This window comes from Catellatospora sp. TT07R-123 (assembly GCF_018327705.1).
GTDB lineage: Bacteria > Actinomycetota > Actinomycetes > Mycobacteriales > Micromonosporaceae > Catellatospora.
In genome coordinates this window covers 1,123,381-1,139,932 of sequence record NZ_BNEM01000001.1, presented here as the reverse complement: position 1 = coordinate 1,139,932, position 16,552 = coordinate 1,123,381, and the positions used below count along the sequence as shown (strand labels likewise).

13 protein-coding genes are annotated in these 16,552 nt (G+C 71.7%); 10 read left to right on the top strand and 3 right to left on the bottom strand.

Annotated features, from left to right (window positions below; translation table 11 throughout):
- Window positions 1–2: 2 nt before the first annotated feature.
- Both Cs7R123_RS04765 and Cs7R123_RS04760 read right to left on the bottom strand, forming a co-directional pair.
- A complete protein-coding gene (locus Cs7R123_RS04765; protein WP_212823699.1) occupies window positions 3–518 on the bottom strand; it encodes a hypothetical protein in 516 nt (171 codons plus the stop codon).
- Window positions 519–650: 132 nt separating this feature from the next.
- Window positions 651–1,268 (bottom strand): hypothetical protein, encoded by a 618-nt coding sequence (locus Cs7R123_RS04760; RefSeq protein ID WP_212823698.1) that lies wholly within the window; start codon window positions 1,266–1,268, stop codon window positions 651–653.
- 323 nt (window positions 1,269–1,591) lie between these two features.
- Here Cs7R123_RS04760 and Cs7R123_RS04755 point away from each other — a divergent pair, with 323 nt between their 5' ends.
- A complete protein-coding gene (locus tag Cs7R123_RS04755) occupies window positions 1,592–2,080 on the top strand; it encodes a hypothetical protein (RefSeq protein ID WP_212823697.1) in 489 nt (162 codons plus the stop codon).
- Between the two features lie 55 nt (window positions 2,081–2,135).
- A complete protein-coding gene (locus Cs7R123_RS04750) occupies window positions 2,136–3,044 on the top strand; it encodes an aminoglycoside phosphotransferase family protein (RefSeq protein ID WP_374706917.1) in 909 nt (302 codons plus the stop codon).
- 138 nt (window positions 3,045–3,182) lie between these two features.
- On the opposite strand, the gene Cs7R123_RS04745 is transcribed toward Cs7R123_RS04750, so the two are convergent.
- Window positions 3,183–4,322: a substrate-binding domain-containing protein gene (locus Cs7R123_RS04745; RefSeq protein WP_212823696.1), complete on the bottom strand. Its 1,140-nt coding sequence runs from the start codon at window positions 4,320–4,322 to the stop codon at window positions 3,183–3,185.
- Between the two features lie 261 nt (window positions 4,323–4,583).
- Between Cs7R123_RS04745 and Cs7R123_RS04740 the strand changes: the two genes are divergently transcribed.
- The 8 genes from Cs7R123_RS04740 (at window position 4,584) to Cs7R123_RS04705 (ending at window position 16,547) form a co-directional block, all read left to right on the top strand.
- Complete coding sequence (locus tag Cs7R123_RS04740; RefSeq protein ID WP_212823695.1) at window positions 4,584–5,594, top strand: hydroxyacid dehydrogenase; 1,011 nt, start codon at window positions 4,584–4,586, stop codon at window positions 5,592–5,594.
- 67 nt (window positions 5,595–5,661) lie between these two features.
- The gene (locus Cs7R123_RS04735) at window positions 5,662–7,635 is read left to right on the top strand and encodes a DUF2264 domain-containing protein (protein ID WP_212823694.1); all 1,974 of its coding nucleotides are present in this window, start codon (window positions 5,662–5,664) and stop codon (window positions 7,633–7,635) included.
- A gap of 26 nt (window positions 7,636–7,661) precedes the next feature.
- Window positions 7,662–8,927 (top strand): ABC transporter substrate-binding protein, encoded by a 1,266-nt coding sequence (locus Cs7R123_RS04730; protein WP_244871613.1) that lies wholly within the window; start codon window positions 7,662–7,664, stop codon window positions 8,925–8,927.
- 63 nt (window positions 8,928–8,990) lie between these two features.
- Complete coding sequence (locus Cs7R123_RS04725) at window positions 8,991–9,890, top strand: carbohydrate ABC transporter permease (RefSeq protein ID WP_212823693.1); 900 nt, start codon at window positions 8,991–8,993, stop codon at window positions 9,888–9,890.
- Complete coding sequence (locus Cs7R123_RS04720) at window positions 9,887–10,741, top strand: carbohydrate ABC transporter permease (protein WP_212823692.1); 855 nt, start codon at window positions 9,887–9,889, stop codon at window positions 10,739–10,741. Before Cs7R123_RS04725 ends, Cs7R123_RS04720 begins: the two co-directional genes overlap by 4 nt.
- Before the next feature lie 3 nt (window positions 10,742–10,744).
- Window positions 10,745–11,398 carry a hypothetical protein gene (locus Cs7R123_RS04715; RefSeq protein ID WP_212823691.1) on the top strand — a complete coding sequence of 218 codons (654 nt, stop codon included), beginning with the start codon at window positions 10,745–10,747 and terminating at the stop codon, window positions 11,396–11,398.
- Window positions 11,399–11,520: 122 nt separating this feature from the next.
- The gene (locus Cs7R123_RS04710; protein WP_212823690.1) at window positions 11,521–15,198 is read left to right on the top strand and encodes a hypothetical protein; all 3,678 of its coding nucleotides are present in this window, start codon (window positions 11,521–11,523) and stop codon (window positions 15,196–15,198) included.
- Between the two features lie 83 nt (window positions 15,199–15,281).
- Window positions 15,282–16,547, top strand: a complete 1,266-nt coding sequence (locus tag Cs7R123_RS04705; RefSeq protein WP_212823689.1) for a PKD domain containing protein — start codon at window positions 15,282–15,284, stop codon at window positions 16,545–16,547.
- Window positions 16,548–16,552 lie beyond the last annotated feature (5 nt).

Below are 16,552 nucleotides of genomic sequence, written 5' to 3'. Positions count from 1 at the left end.
CCCTATCGGGCCGCGGCCGCGCTGGTGGCCGGCGGCGCGACCCCGCGTGCGACCGACTGCCAGTTGTCGTGCTGGACGAAGTCGGCCAGGTGCGGCTGCATGAGGTCGATCTTCGGAAGTTCCGAACACGACAGCAGGTTGAGCGTCAGCGGAACCCCGGCCAGGCCGGAGAGCACCGAGTCGAGGTCCGAGCGCCAGGAGCCGTCCAGCGGCGCCCAGGTCTGCATGGTGATGTTCACCCAGTAGCACGGCGGGTCGTCCCCGCCGCCCAGCTGGATGTTGGGCGCCGCCGTCGTCGGCCCGATCACCGGCGGCGGCGGGTTGTACTGGGCGATCTCCATCCGGATGCGTTCGTCGGAGACGCCGGGGTCGTCGTACAGCAGTTGGACCAGCCGGGCCGCGTCGAAGGGGTACAGCTTGGTGCCGAAGTTCCACCGGTACTTCAGCGTCTGGCCCTCGTTGACCGTGAACCGGCCGCCCGGGTCCTGGACTCCGTGGCACAGCAGCAGCATTTCCATGGCATTGCTCCGTATCTCGGGCGGCGTGCCGCCCGCTGGATCGGTGATGAGGTCGTCGTGCTGGCGGGATGCCGGCGGCGGGCGCCGCGGTCGGGGACGCGGCGCCCGCCGCCGACGGCTGAGGTTCGCGCGCTACACGAGCGCGAACTGGTTGATCGCGGCGTTGTAGTGCAGCGACTGCGCGGTCTTGGTGGTCAGGTCGACCTCCAGCGCCGAGCTCTGCACCTTGCTGATCACCAGGCCGTTGTCGTGGTAGCTCGACGCGAACACCTGCACCACTTCCTTCGGGATGAAGGTGGCGGTGTCGAGGTACGGGACGGCCACGGCGTTGATCGCGCCCTGGTGGGGCGTGCCGTTGACCGTCGCGCTCTGGTAGAGGCCGCTGGTGACCATCCGGACACCGTTGACCTTGCAGTTGATGTCGCCGTTGATCACGCTGTAGGTGTTCGGGTCGGCGCTCGCCGCGGCGAGGCCGAACTGCCCGCCGAACAGCTCGTAGGTGCTCCCGGCAGCGGCGGCCTGGGTGGACATGGTCTCGATCAGCGCGCCCTCCTGGATCTGCGTGGTCGAGGCGTAGACCGAGTACGACTCCGTCCAGGTGATCGTGTTGCTCCGCATCGGACTGAAGGTGATCCACGACAGCGACTTGCTGCGGGGGATCGTCTTGACGATCGTCACGAACTGGTCGGCGGCCTGGAGGGTGGTCAGGCCATCGCTGTCGAAATCGATGGAAAGCTGGTAGGTCGTCATTTCGTGCTCCTTTTACGCGTGGCTCCACGAGCCTGTGAATGAGGCGGCCGACACGATTCATGACGGCCGAAGGCACTGCTTGGTGGTGTGTACCGGCAGAAATTCTTCTATCCCTCGCCAATGTCACGGACTCCACCGGACCCTCCTTTTCGCTCGGTCTCCCTCTGTTGTGGAAAGGCCGTTTCCGTTGCCTTTCCTTGAGATCGAACCTAGGTTCCGCCGGGATCGGCGGTGACGGAGACGGCATGATTCGTCAGGATTTCCTGACGAATCGAAGTAAAAATCACCATCAAATTGCACGCACTCTGCCAGGATGGATAGCCGTGAATCAGGGAGAAGACCCCCGCTGGCCCTATCTGTCACCGTCATTCGTCGCCTGGGACTGGGTTCCCGAGCCCCGCGCAGGCCTTCGCCGCCTGCTGCTGCCCGCGACGGCCGCGCACGCCCGGCCGCTGGCGCGCACGAACGCCGTGCTGGACGTCCTGGAAGGACTCGACGCCGCGATGCGGGCGATGGAGGACGACGCGCTGCTGCTCATCACCGAGGCGTACCGGCGGGGGGCGTCCTGGGCCCAGATCGCCGGGCGCCTGGGCCGTTCCAAGCAGACGGTCCACCAGCGATACCAGAACCGCGTCGGCGCCGCGCAGACGGAGAAGCTACTGCTGGCGGACCTGGCGCACGCGCACGGCAAGGCACGGCGCATCTACGAGCACGGCGGCAGCCCCGACGACCGGGCTCGGGCCACCGCTTTCCTGCGCCGACATCCGCGGCCGCGCCAGAGCAGGCGGCCGGGCGCGGGCGGCAGCCAGTGACATGCCGGGGATGCATCCGCTGGCCCGGCCGTCAACGAGAGGGCAGAATGCCGGCGTGAAGCTGCACGAGGACGAGGTGCCGGTCGACGAGACCGTGGTGCGGTCGCTGCTGGCCGCGCAGTGCCCGCACCTGTCCGGCCTGCCGCTGGCACGGGCCGGGGCGGGCACGGACAACACCATGTTCCGGCTGGGCGGTGAGCTGCTGGTGCGGGTGCCGCGTACGCCCGACAAGGCGCGGTCGCTGCGCAAGGAGCAACAGTGGCTGCCCCGGCTCGCGCCGCTGCTGAGCCGCCCGGTCCCGGAGCCGGTCCACGCCGGGGCGCCCACCGCGGAGTTCCCGTTGCCCTGGTCGGTCTACCGCTGGATCGACGGCGAGCCGGTCCGGCCGGACACCGTCACCGACTGGGCCGCGTTCGGCACCGACCTGGCCGCCTTCGTCCGCGACCTGCACGGCATCGACCTGATGGGCGCCACCCGCACCGGCGACCTCAGCTGGTACCGGGGCGGCAGTCTGTCCGCCAGCGACGGCTGGATCAGCGAGTACTTCGCCGAATGCCTGGCCTTCGACGACCTCGGCCTCGACGTCGCGGCTCTGCACCGGCTGTGGCGCGACGCGCTCGCCCTGCCTGAACCGGCCGGGCCGCACGTATGGCTGCACGGCGACCTGCGGCCCGCCAACCTGCTGGCGGCGGGCGGCGGGCTGGGGGCGGTCATCGACTTCGGGGCGCTGTCGGTGGGCTGGCCGGACGCGGAGCACTCGACCGTCTGGGACCTGCCGCCGCTGGCGCGCCAGGCGTACTGGGCCGAGGTCGGCCTCGACGAGCCGACCTGGCTGCGCGCCCGCGCGTGGGCGGTCGCGGTCGGCGTCAGCGGCGTCGCCTACTACCGCGACACGTACCCGGAGTTCGTCGCCGAGTGCCTGGCCAGGCTGGAGGCGGTGCTCGCCGACGCCGCGACGCGGTGATACCTGCCTACATGACCTGCCCGGCGCGGGCGGACGAGGCGTAGTCGCGCAGCTCTTGCGGGGCGTCGCGGTTGCGGGCGAGCCGGCGGCGTCGCGGTCGTGCGCAGGACCACCGGGAGCTGCCGCGGCAGGTACGGGTCAGCGCGGTCCGGGCACCCGGCTCGTGTCGCGCACGATGAGCTGCGGGCTGATCCGCACCCGGTGCACGGGCCGGTCCGCGCCGCCCTGGATGCGCTTGGACAGCAGCTCCATCGCGGTCTCGCCGATGGTGTACTTGGCCGGGCGGATCGCGCTCAGCGCGGGGTTGGCCAGGCCCGCGACCTCGTCGTCGTACGCGACGACGGCCAGGTCGCGCGGGATCCGGATGCCGCGCTCCTCGCACCGGGCGATCAGCGAGATCGCCTCGCGGTCGGAGTGCACCAGCAGCGCGGTCGTCGCGGTCGCGGCGCACGCGTCGATCGCGCGGTCGACGTCGTCGCCCCAGCCCGGTTCGCGATGGTCGGAGGAGATGACCTCCGGGGTTCCGTCGAGGTCCAGGCCCAGGTCGGTGCAGGTGCGCCGCCACCCGCGCCGCACCGCGGCGGTCGTCGGGCTGCTGGCCGAGGCCAGGAACCCGACCCGGCGGTGGCCCTCGGCGGCCAGGTGCCGCACCGCGAGGCTCGCCCCGAACGCGTGGTCGGTGGAGACGGATTCGACGTGCTCCTGGTACGGGCCGACCGTGGCGGTCCGCTCGACGAACACGACCGGGACCGCGAGCCCCGCCAGCCAGGAGATCAGGGCCGCGGCCTCGTCGCCGACGGTCGGCGGGGCGATCAGCAGGCCCTCGACCCCGACCGTCTCCAGCAGCCAGGACGCCTGGCGGCGCACGTCGGCGACGTCGTCGTAGGAGGAGCCGCGCAGCACCACCCGTACGCCCGCGTCGGGGGCGGCGTCGCGGGCCCCGCGGATGATCTCCGGCCAGTAGTAGTCCAGCGACGGCACGACCATGCCGACGGCGGGCCGGGTCGCCTCGTCGCCGCCGGCCGGGCGGCCCGGGTCCTCCACGGCGGCGGGCAGCGGCGGCGGGGTGTCAGCGCCGCGCGGCAGCCGGATGCCGCCGTGGACGCGCTCGATGGCGCCCTCGTCGGCGAGCTGGGCGAGGTCGCGGCGCACGGTGACCGTGGTGACGCCCAGGGCGCGGGCGATCTCGCTGACCCGCAGCGTCCCGTGGGTGCGCAGGTCGGCCAACAGCCGCTCGCGGCGCTGGGCGGGCAGCAGCGCGGGCTCGGACAACGTCACGGATGTGCCTCCACGGTGGTGTTCGCGCGTCGGGCTCGATTGTGCACGGGCGGTTCGCCGGACCCGGAGGGCGGCGCAGCCTCGGCCGTCAAACGAACATTTTCGTACACAAAGATAAGGCCTGGTGGGCGACGGTTCATATTACAGCTCGGTAACGGAGCCTTGTCGTGCCGTTCTGTCGCCTGTTCTACTCTCTGCGCCCTGTTCGAAAGAACAGAAACGAACATATCAGCAAGACAACGAACGGGAGGGCAGCCCCGCATGTACCGTCCGCAGGCCCTGCTCGTGATGCGGCCCGAGACGTTCCGGATCCAGTTCGGTCCGCAGGAGCTGGAGCGGCTGCGGTCGCTGGCCGAGCTCGGCGACCCGGTGTGGTCCGACGACATCGACTCCCCGCAGACCCGGGCCCGCCTGGCCGAGACGGAGGTGCTGCTCACCTCCTGGGGCTGCCCGCCCCTGACGCCGGCCCGCCTGGCGGCCGCCCCCGCGCTGCGCGCCGTCCTGCACTGCGCGGGCAGCGTGCGGCACCTGGTCTCCGACGAGCTGTGGCGGCGCGGCATCCTGGTCACCAGCGCCGCGGCGGCCAACGCCACGCCCGTCGCCGAGTACACCCTCGCCGCGATCATCTTCGCGGGCAAGAAGGCCCACGTGCTGGCCGCCGAGTCGCGGCTGCGCCCGGCCGACTGGGACGCCGTGCACCACCGCGAGGACCTGTCCAACCACGGCCGCACCATCGGCATCGTCGGCTTCTCCCGGATCGGCCGCCGCGTGGTCGACCGGCTGCGCGCCCTCGACACCGCCGAGGTCCTGGTCACCGACCCGTACGGCGATCCCGCCGCCGTCGCCGCCGCGGGCGCCCGCCTGGTCGACCTCGACGTGCTGCTCGCCGCCTCGTCGATCGTGTCCCTGCACCTGCCCGAGCTGCCGCAGACCCGGCACGCCATCGGCGCCCGCGAACTCGCGCTGCTGCCCGACGGCGCCACGGTCATCAACACCGCGCGCGGCGCCGTGCTCGACACCGCGGCCCTGGAGCGCGAGTGCGCCACCGGACGGCTCAACGCGATCCTCGACGTCACCGACCCCGAGCCGCTGCCCGCCGGGTCGTTGCTGTCGCAGCTGCCCAACGTCATGATCACACCGCACATCGCGGGCTCGCTCGGCTCGGAGACCCGCCGGCTGAGCGCGCACGCCCTCGACGAGCTGGAACGACTGGTCCGCGGCGAGCCCCCGCTGGACGCGGTCACCAGCGAGGCCCTGGAGGTCAGCGCATGAGCGAGCGAATCATGGGCTCAGTGCGATCGGAGCCTCATGCTGGTCGCCCGCGGAGCGGGGAACCAGCATGAGCATCTCGCCGTACACCGGCTGGACCCGCACCGAGTGGGCGGGGCTGGCCGACCGCATGCTCGCCGCCGCGTGGCGGCACGCCTCGCCGACCGGTGCCCGGATCACCCCGCCGGGAGCGCCCGGCGGATACGGCACCGCCGTCGACGGGCTGGAGGGGTTCGCCCGCACATTCCTGCTCGCCGGGTTCCGTGTCGCCGGTGAGCAGGGCCGCGACCCGGACAACCTGCTGGAGCGGTATGCCCGCGGCATCGCCGCCGGCACCGACCCGGACAGCTCCGAGCGGTGGGTGACCCCGCGCGAGCACGGCCAGGCGAAGGTGGAGGCGGCGTCGATCGCGCTGATCCTCGACCTGACCCGCCCGTGGCTGTGGGACCGGCTCGACGCGGGCGTGCAGGAGCGGGTCGTGGCCTACCTGGCCCAGGTAGTCGGCGACGACACCTACCCGCGCAACAACTGGGCGTGGTTCCGGATCGTGGTCGAGCAGTTCCTCGCCTCGGTCGGCGGCCCGTGGTCGCGCGGGGACATGGAGGCCGACCTGGCCCGGCACGAGTCGTTCGCCCGCGCGGGCGGCTGGTACAGCGACGGCGACGAGCGCAGCTACGACCACTACGTCGGCTGGGCGCTGCACCTCTACCCGATCATGTGGGCGCGGATGGCGGGCGCGCAGGAGCTGGCCGCGCCCCGGCTGCCGGAATACCGCCGCCGCCTGGACGGCTTCCTGCTCGACGCCGTACGCCTGGTCGGCGCGGACGGCTGCCCGCTGGTGCAGGGCCGCAGCCTGGTCTACCGGTTCGCGGCCGCCGCGCCGTTCTGGGCCGGGGCCGTGGCGGGCTCCGACGCCCTCGACCCCGGCCTGCTGCGCCGCGCGGCGTCCGGGATCGTCAAGCACTTCACCGACCGGGGCGCCCCCGACGCCGACGGGCTGCTCACGCTCGGCTGGTACCACCCGTGGCGGCGCATGGCCCAGCGCTACTCCGGGACCGCCTCCCCCTACTGGGCGTCCAAGGGCATGCTCGGCCTGGCGCTGCCCGCCGACCATCCGGTGTGGACCGCGGTCGAGCAGCCGCTTCCGGTCGAGCAGGAGGACCAGCTCGCCGTGGTCGCCGCGCCCGGGTGGGCGCTGGCGGGCACCCGGGCCGACGGGGTCGTGCGGGTCTACAACCACGGCACCGACCACGCCCGCCCCGGCGACCGCACCACCGACTCGCCGCTGTACGCGCGGCTGGGCTACTCCACCGCGACCGCCCCGGCGCTGGACGACGACGGCTGGGACCAGCCGTTCGACCAGTCGGTGGTGCTGCTGGACGCGACCGGTCAGGCCACCCACCGCAGCGGCTTCACCACCCTGGACGTACGCCTGAGCGACGGCGGCGAGGCCGCGGTGCTGGCCTCGCGCGCCCGCTGCCGCTGGATGCGGCCCGACCGCGCCGCCCCCGACCACGGCTCCGGCCTGCCCGGCGAGGCTGTCGACGCGGCCACGGTCACCACCGTGTCGCTGGTGCGCGGCGCCTGGGAGGTCCGGGCCGTACACGTCGACCCCGACGGTGCGCCCGGCTGGGACCAGGTCGTCGGGCTGCGGCTGGGCGGCTGGCCGGTCGCCGTCGCCGGACCGGGCGGCACCGGATCGAGGCCGCTGTACGCCGAGGCCGAGGGCACCGCCCACACCTCGACCGCGGCGGGGCTGCACGGACTGACCGCCGCCGGGGTGCACCTGGCCCGCGACGCGGGGCCGCTGGGGGAGTGGACCGCGATCCCGTGGCTGCGGGCCGTACCCGCGCCGGGGTCCTGGCACCTCGCGGCCCTGGCGCTCAACGGCGGCGCGCGAGCACCGCTGGCGCAGCTCGACGGACCCGAGGACGCGCCGGTCGTCCAGGTCACCTGGCCCGACGGGGCCCGCACGACGGCGGCGCTGCCCCTGCCGCCGACCGAAACGCACCACCACGCACAGAACCGATCCCGCGCCGCGTGAGCGGCCGTCCTGTTGGAGGAACGTTCGTGATCAGAAGGAAGATGCTGGCCGCGGTGGGTCTGGCCATGGCCGCCCTGCTGCCGCTGAGCGCCTGCGGCTCCGGCGACGACAGCGCCGAGAGCGGACCCGTCGAGCTCACCGTCGCCGTGTGGAGCCTGGCGTCCACGCCGGAGTTCCAGACCCTGTTCGACGCCTTCCACAAGGCCAACCCCGACATCACGGTCAAGCCGGTCGACATCCTGGCCGCGGACTACCCGACCAAGGTCACGACGATGCTCGCCGGCGGCGACACCACCGACGTGATCACCATGAAGACCTTGGCCGACTACGTACGCTTCTCCGGCCGGGGCCAGCTCCAGGACCTGACCTCGCTGGCCACCTCGCCGACGGGGGCGAACCTCGCCGGGCTGGACGCCTACAACCAGGGCGGCAAGTACTACGCGCTGCCGTACCGGCAGGACTTCTGGGTGCTGTACTACAACAAGAAGCTGTTCGACGCCGCCAAGCAGCCGTACCCGGCGAACCTGACCTGGGACCAGTACACCGACCTGGCCAAGCTGCTGACCTCCGGCAGCGGCGAGAACAAGGTCTACGGCGCCTACCAGCACGTGTGGCGGTCGGTCGTGCACGCGATCTCGGCCGCGCAGACCGGCGGCGACCAGCTCGGCGGCGACTACAAGTTCCTCGCCGACCAGTACCGGACCGCGCTGGCGCTGCAGAACGCCGGGTCGACGCTCGACTTCGGCACCGCGGTCACCCAGAAGACCGGCTACGCCTCGATGTTCGAGACCGGCAAGGCGGCGATGGTGCCGATGGGCACCTGGTTCATCGCGAAGGTGCTGGCCGACAAGAAGGCCGGGACCACGAACGTGGACTGGGGCATCGCGCCCATGCCGCAGCGGCCCGGCGCCGACAAGGTCACCACGTTCGGGGCGCCGACCGCGTTCGCGGTGAACAAGAAGGCCAAGCACGCGGCGGCGGCGCAGAAGTTCGTCGAGTTCGCCAGCTCGCTCGAAGGTGCCAAGGCGATCGCCGGGATCGGCGTGGTCCCGGCCTACCAGAGCGCCGAGATCCGGACGCAGTACTTCACGCTGCCCGGCATGCCCACCGACGAGCTGGCCAAGAAGGCGTTCGCGCCCGACAAGGTCAACCCGGAGATGCCGACCAGCGACAAGACCGCGAAGGTCGACACGATCCTGGCCGAGGAACACCAGCTGATCATGACCAAGGAGAAGTCGATCGACGACGGGATCAGGGAGATGGAGACCCGCGTCAAGAACGAGGTCAACTGACCCAGGGCCCAGGTTCGCGGGCGGCGCTGCCCGGCGCCGCCCGCGAACCCCCGGAAGGACGACATGGCAGACCCGCTCACCGCCCGCCCCAGGCGCGGCCGGCGCGACGCGCTCATCGGCTGGAGCTTCATCCTGCCGAACTTCCTCGGCTTCGCGCTGCTCACCCTCGTACCGATGATCGCGGCGTTCGTGCTGTCGTTCATGGACTGGGACTCGTACAACCCGCCGGAGTGGATCGGGCTGAAGAACTTCCAGCGGCTGCTGGACGACGACTCCACCAAGGTGGCGCTGCGCAACACCGCCCTCTACGCGCTCGGGCACGTGCCGCTGACGGCGCTCGCCGCGCTGGGGCTGGCACTGCTGCTCAACCGGAAGGTCGCCGGGATCGGGTTCTTCCGGGCCGCGGCGTTCTTCCCGTACGTCACCTCGATGGTGGCCGTCGCCGTCGTCTGGAACATGCTGTTCAACCCGAGTTTCGGGCCGGTCAACCAGTTCCTGCACCTGCTCGGCGTCGACCAGCCGCCCGGCTGGACCACCAGCACCGACTGGGCCATGCCCGCCGTCGTCCTCACCAGCGTGTGGCGAGACATGGGCTACTACATGGTCCTGTTCCTGGCCGGCCTCCAGGCCATCCCGCAGGAGCACTACGAGGCCGCCCGGGTCGACGGCGCCGGGCCCTGGCAGCGCTTGCGGGCCGTCACCCTGCCCGGCCTGCGGCCGGTGACCTTCCTCGTGCTGATCCTGCTGACCGTGCAGAGCTTCAAGGTCTTCGACCTCATCGTCGTGATGACCGACGGCGGCCCCGGCCGGGCCACCCTCGTGCTCTCCCAGCAGATCTACCGCCAGGGCATCATCGAGGGCGAGTTCGGCTACGCCTCGGCCATCTCCCTCGTGCTGTTCCTGCTGGTGCTGGTCCTGACCCTGATCCAGTTCTGGTTCAACAACCGAGGGGAGCGCCGATGACCACCGCCGCGCCGCGCCCGGCGCGCGGGCCGCTCCCGCTGCTGCGGCGCGTCATCCTGTACGCGGTGCTGCTCGTGCTCACCGGGGCGATCCTGGTGCCGTTCCTGTGGATGGTCGGCGCCTCGCTCAAGCGCAACAACGAGGTCTTCACCATCCCGGTCCGCTGGATCCCCAGGGACTTCCAGTGGCACAACTTCGCCGACATCTGGGACCGGATCCCCCTGGGCACCTACCTCGGCAACACCGTGCTGCTCAGCCTGGCGATCACGCTGCTCCAGGTGCTGACGGGCAGCTTCGCCGCGTACGGCTTCGCCAAGGTGCGCTTCCGGGGACGGGACGCGCTGTTCCTCGCGTACGTCGCGACGATCGCGGTGCCGTGGCAGGCGTACATGATCCCGCAGTACATCCTGATGCAGAAGGCCGGGCTGACCGACACGTTCTGGTCGCTGATCCTGCTCCAGGCGTTCGGCGCGTTCGGGGTCTTCCTGATGCGCCAGTACTACCTGACCATCCCGGACGAGCTGTGCGAGGCGGCCCGCGTCGACGGCCTGAGCGAGTACGGCATCTGGGCGCGGATCGTGCTGCCGCTGTCGAGGCCGGCCCTGGCGAGCCTGGCCCTGCTCACCTTCGTCAACACCTGGAACGACTACATGGGGCCGTTCATCTACCTGACCAGCAACGACCTGTGGACGATCCAGCTCGGGCTGCGGTCGTTCGTCGGCCAGTTCGACGCCGACTACGCGATGATCATGACGGGGTCCGTGCTGTCCGTTCTGCCGATCACGATCATCTTCCTGCTCGGCCAGCGGTACTTCATCCAGGGCATCGCCACCTCCGGCATGAAGGGATAGGCCGTGCGACTGCTGGCCCGCCTGCCCTACGACACCGTCTTCAACACGGTGTACGCCGGGCTGAAGCTCAATCTCTGCCTGGTCGCGGCCTGCGCCCCGCTGCTGGCCGCGCTCGCCGCCACCGACCGGCCGCTGGACGCCTGGCCGTTCTTCGTCGCCCTGGCCGCCGTCTGCGGACCGGCCGCGGCCGCCGCCTTCGCCGCGTTCGGTGCCCTGGCCGACGGGGACCAGCGCGTCGGCCGGGTCTTCCGGGCCGCCTACCGGGCGTCGTTCGGGCGGGCGCTGGCCGCGGCGGGCATCGCGGCCGCGCTGGTCATCGTGCTCGCCGTCGACTTCCGGCTCGCGCTCGGCGGCCCGTTCGGTGCGACCACCCCGCTGCTCGCGCTGCTGATCGCCCTGGTCGTCGCGGCGACCACGGCGCTGCTGGCCACGGGTGCCCGGTGGACGCCCAGGGGGCTGCTGGCCTGCGCGTACCTGTCGGTGCGCCGCTGGTATCTCAGCCTGGCCAACCTGGCGATCCTCGGGGTGCTCGCCGCCGCGGTCGTCACCCGGCCCGCGATCGGCCTGCTCCTGCTGCCCGCCCCCGCCCTGTACGTCGTCTGGGCCAACACCCGCCACCTCACCGCACCCGCGACCGGCCATGTCGGCGCGGCCTGAAGTGCCGGTACGTACCACGGCCGGGCCGGTCGTTCGGGCGGTAGTCCACAAACGATAGTCTGCTCGGCCTGGGTGGCCGCTTCATGTGACACTGCGTACGACCCGGTCGTGAGGGAGCGCACGTGAGTCGATGGAGAGGCGGCCGCTGGCGGCATTCGCCGACGGCCGTCCTGCTGCTCGCCAGCGCGCTGGCACTCGTGGGCAACCTGGCCACCAGCACCGTGGCAGTCGACGCCCGCTGGTGGCCGTGGCTGCTGTGGAGCCTCGTGATCGTGCTCGTGTCACTGGCCGTGCTCGTCGAGACCCGGCCGCGTCCGGCCGACCCGGAACAGGAGAGGCAGGCGGCAGAGGCCCTCGCCGACCGCCTGCTCAAACGGTACCGGGACCAGGAGTGGCGCCACGGGGTCAGCCAGACCTCGCTGCCGTTGCAGGTGCGCTTCCGCGCCAGCGGCGGCGACGGCGAGCTGCTGCCGTACGACGGTGAACTTGAGCGGATCGTGGAGGCGTTCCAATCGCTGCCACACCGCCAGCTGCTGGTGCTGGGCGAGCCCGGTTCCGGCAAGACGGTGCTGGCTCTGCTCTTGTCGCGGCGGCTGCTGTCCGAGCGTCCCGCCGGGGAACCGGTGCCTGTCCTGCTTCCGATCTCCTCATGGGATCCTGGTGCCGAGTCGGTCGACCAGTTCGTGGTTCGGCGCCTGTCCGAGGAACACCCTCGGCTCTTTCCCGGCCGTGCCGGGGCAGGGTTCGCCCGTGCGCTGCTGCGCGAGCGGGCCGGCGGCGGATACCTGCTGATGCCGGTGCTCGACGGGCTGGACGAGCTGCCGGCCGCGCTGCGGCAGAAGGCGATCACGCAGCTGCACAGGTTCACGGCGGCGGGCCATCCGCTCGTGGTGACCTGCCGCGCCCGCGAGTACGCGCTCATCGTGAAGGCCGCCCGCGGTCCGCTGCCGTCCGCAGCGGTGATCGACATCAAGCCGGTCGAGATCGAGGACGTCGTCGGGTACCTCTCCCTGCCTGCGGCTCAGCGTTCCCGGTGGGTCGACGTCTTCGGCAAGCTGCGTGCCGACCAGCACGGCATCCTCGCTTCGGCGCTGACCACCCCCCTGATGGTCGCGATGGCGCGGACCGCCTATCAGGCGGCGGCCGGGTCGCCCGGCGAGCTCCTCGGCCTGAAGACGAAGACCGAGATCACCAACCTTCTCATCGACCGCTACGTGCAGGCTGCCTACGACCAGGAGGATCCGCGGCTGGTCGCCGCCACGTCGGCGGCGAGGCTGCGCCGTTATCCGGCCGAGTATGCCGCGCGCTGGCTGGGCACGCTCGCCTACCGCGCTTACCAGGCGGGCACCCGGGACATCACCTGGCACGGCCTGCCGCTGGAGCTGCTCAACGCCAGACCTGTCCTCTTCCAGGCATGGGTGTCGGCGGTCGCGGTGGTGTCGGCCACCACGGCGGCCTATCTGCTGGGTTCCGCGCGGACGGCGCTGGCAACCCTGATCATGGCAGTCCTGCTGGCCCTCATGTGGAGCCCGTCCGAGGAGGCGTACGAGTTCTGGGGGCGCTACGTGGGCATCCCCCTGCTCGCCGCGTTTCCGGGGGCGGCTTTCGGCATCCTGGTCGGTGCGCCCGTCACCGGGCCGGTAGCGGGCCTCGGCATCGGAGCCGTCTACACGCTGCTGACGGTGCGGGTGCGGCCTGAGGGCATGGCACGGGTGCTCCTCTGGGTCGCCCTGGCCTCAGTCGGCGGGGCCTGTGCTGCGCTGTGGCGAGCGCCAGCAGACGTCGCGCGCTGGGCGGGCCTTGCCGCCCTGGTCTTCGGCACCAGCGTGCTGATGTCAGAACTGGGTCGGCCGCGAGCACTTGCCGCGGCTGCTCACCTTCGCCTGGTAGTGAAGGGGTGGCTGCCGCTGCGGGTGAGCGTCTTCATGGCAGACGCTCACGCCCGAGGGGTGATGCGGCGCAGCGGATCGGTCTGGCAGTTCCGGCATGCCCTGATCAACGACCGGCTGCGGGCACCCCTGCAGCGGCTGGAGCTCTATCTCGCGGCCGCGGCGGGACGCCAGTCCGCGCAACGTCAGCTGGCCTATTCCGGAGGGACCGGTCGTGAGATCGAGGAGGCGACGGCGGTGCTGCACCGCCGGGCCGAACGCGGCGACGGCGGCGCGGTTCGCGCACTGGCTCTGCTGAGGTACCAGCAGGGCGACCACGCAGCGGCGATCTCGCTCCTGCTCGAACGCACCCGGCGTGGTGACCGGGGCGCCGCCGACGACCTGGCCGACCTGTACCGGCAGCGGCGGGATGAGGACGGACTGCGCGCGCTGGCCGAGCAGGGGTTCGCCTATCCGGCGCGGATGCACTACGCATTACTCCGGAGCCGAGGCGACGAGGCTGCCGCGGTGGCCACGTTGCGAACGGCGCTCGCCCGCGCCGACGCGTTCGAGCCGATCGCCCTGGCTGACCTTCTCCGCGTGGTGGACCCCGAAGGAGCTGGGCAGCTGCTGCGGGCCAGGCTCGGCGGGTGGCGCCACCGCCGCTGGGTCCGCAGGCACGAGGTACTCGACGCGGCCCAGTCAAGACGCAGCGATTCCGGCGCCGAATTCGTTTCTCTCTCCGAGCGGGTCGATCGGCTGGTGCGGCAGGGCGATCTGGATGGATTGACACGCCTTGCCGATAGTGGTGTCTATCTCGCGCAGGAGCAGCTGGCGCGCATACTCGGGGAGCGCGGGGACTTCGAGCAGCTTCGCCTGCGCGCTGCTCATCGCGACTTCCCGGCGGCTTTGGTGCTGGCTCGTCTGTATCGGTTGGCGGGTCGGCCGGCCGAAGCGGAGGAGGTGCTGCGCAAAGGATGTCGACGCGACGCGAGTCTGGCGATCGAACTGGCCCTGCTCCTGGAGGCCCAGGGCCGCCCGGGTGCGGTGCCGATGCTGAGGGGCTGGGCGAAGCGGAGTGAGCCGGCCGCCCGTGCGCTGGTGGACCTCCTCAAGAGCCAGGGCGGCGTTACCCGTGAGATCGGTGTCCTGAAGCCCCTGTCCTCCTCGAGCGATATCGCAGCGGTCCGGTTGGCGGAGATACTCGTGGATCTCGGGGAGATCGGCGACGCGACCGCGGTGCTCGAACGCCGGGCGCTCAAGGGCGGCGGCCCGGCCCGGAGCCGGCTGCTTCGCCTGCTGCACGAGCAGGCCGACGTGCCACGGCTGCGGTTCTGGTCTTTCCGCTCCGATGAAGGCCTCGGGCATTTCGTCGACCTGCTGTGTGACCTGGGAGATTTCGACGGTGCCATCGCCTACCTGCGTCCACGGGCGGACGGCGGCAACGTGATGGCCAGTAGCCGGTTGGCGCGGATGCTGCGGGAGCGTGCAGAGATCGACGAACTACGTGACAGGGCCAGGCGAAGGAACGGTGACGCCATCGACGAGCTCGCCACGCTGCTCGCCGACCAGGGCGACATCAGTGGTGCGGTCGCGTTGCTCGTCGAGGGACTCCGCGAGTCGGCCGCCGGTGGCAGCCGCACCCATGACCCGGATTTCGGTGCCGCTGCCCGTTCGTGGCGTTGGACGATCCAGACGTTGCAGGCCGAGCGGACAGATGCTGCCGATCTGCGAAGGCGCGCTGTCGACGGGGACATCTTCGCCGCAGCGGCTCTGGCGGACCGGCTCTTCCAGGATGAGGGTCTGCCCGCGGCGCTCGGGGTGCTGAGGATCAATCCGGCGTGGTTGCGCGAACACGGCGACCAGCTGGAGATCGTGGTGTCCGACGAACTCCGGGCCGAGCTGCGACGAGGGCGCCACATTCCGTGGTGAGGCGGTTGCCCTACCGCACCGGCGTCGTACGGATCGAGGTGGGGTGGGCGTTACGGCCGGGGCCGCCGCGTCGTTGCCAGGGCATGCGTAGACACCTGCCCGTGCTGCTCGCCGCGCTCGCGGCCACCGGCGCACTGCTGGCCGCCGCGACCGGGCACGCGTACGCCGAGCCGTCGCCCCCGGCCCTGGTGAGCGCCGACCCGGTCGACTGGACCCCGCACATCACCGACGGCGAGGTCTGGGCCCTGGCCCGCGTCGGCGACGTCGTCGTGGTCGGCGGCCACTTCACGACCGCGACCAGCGCCGACGGCAAGACCACCTACAAGCGTAAGAACCTGATGGCCTTCCGGCTGTCCGACGGCACCGTCGTCGACGACTTCGCCCCCGACTTCGACGGCCCCGTGTACGCGCTGACCACCGGCCCCGACGGCTCCGTCATCGCGGGCGGCGACTTCGACGAGGTCGACGGCACCGACCAGCGCGCGATCGCCCGGATCGACGTGGCCACCGGGCACGCCGTCCCCGGCTTCACCGCGCCGGTCAAGGGCGAGGTCTTCACCCTGGCCCGCAGCGGCCGCCAGCTGTACGTCGGCGGCCGCGTCTACGTCGAGGGCCGGTCCGAGGGGCGCGGCATGATCCGGCTGTCGGCCGTCACCGGCGAGGTCGACGACACCTTCGACCTCGACCTGGCCTCGCCCGACGACCGGCCGGTCAAGGTGCAGGACCTCACCGTCTCCGCCGACGGCACCCGCATGCTGGCCCTGGGCACGTTCGTCTCGGTGAACGGCAAGCCGCGCTCCCAGGCGGCCATGCTCGACATCTCCGCCCCGGAGGTGAAGGTCACCGGCTGGCACACCGACTTCTACGGCGTCGACAAGTGCAGCGACGACTTCAACACCTACCTGCGCGCCGCCGACTTCGACCCGACCGGCACGTACGTCGTGATCGTCACCAGCGGGCACGAGTCCCGGGTCGGGCTGCCCTGCGACACCGCCGCGCGGTTCGAGACCGGGGCGGCGACCCGCAAGCCGACCTGGATCAACTACACCGGCGGCAACTCCCTGTACGCCGTCGAGGCCACCGACGCCGCGGTCTACGTCGGCGGGCACCTGCAGTGGCTGGACAACCCGCACGGGCACAAGACCATGGGTGCCGGGGCGGTCGTCCGCAAGGGCATCGGCGCCATCGACCCGGTCAGCGGGCGGGCGCTGGCCTGGAACCCCACCCGTACCCGGGGCGAGGGGCTGCGGGCCTTCCTCACCAGCGGCCGCGGCCTGCTGGTGGGCTCCGACACCGACCAGCTCGGCCACGAATACCACGGCCGCGTGGGCCTGTTCCCGTACCCGTGACGGGC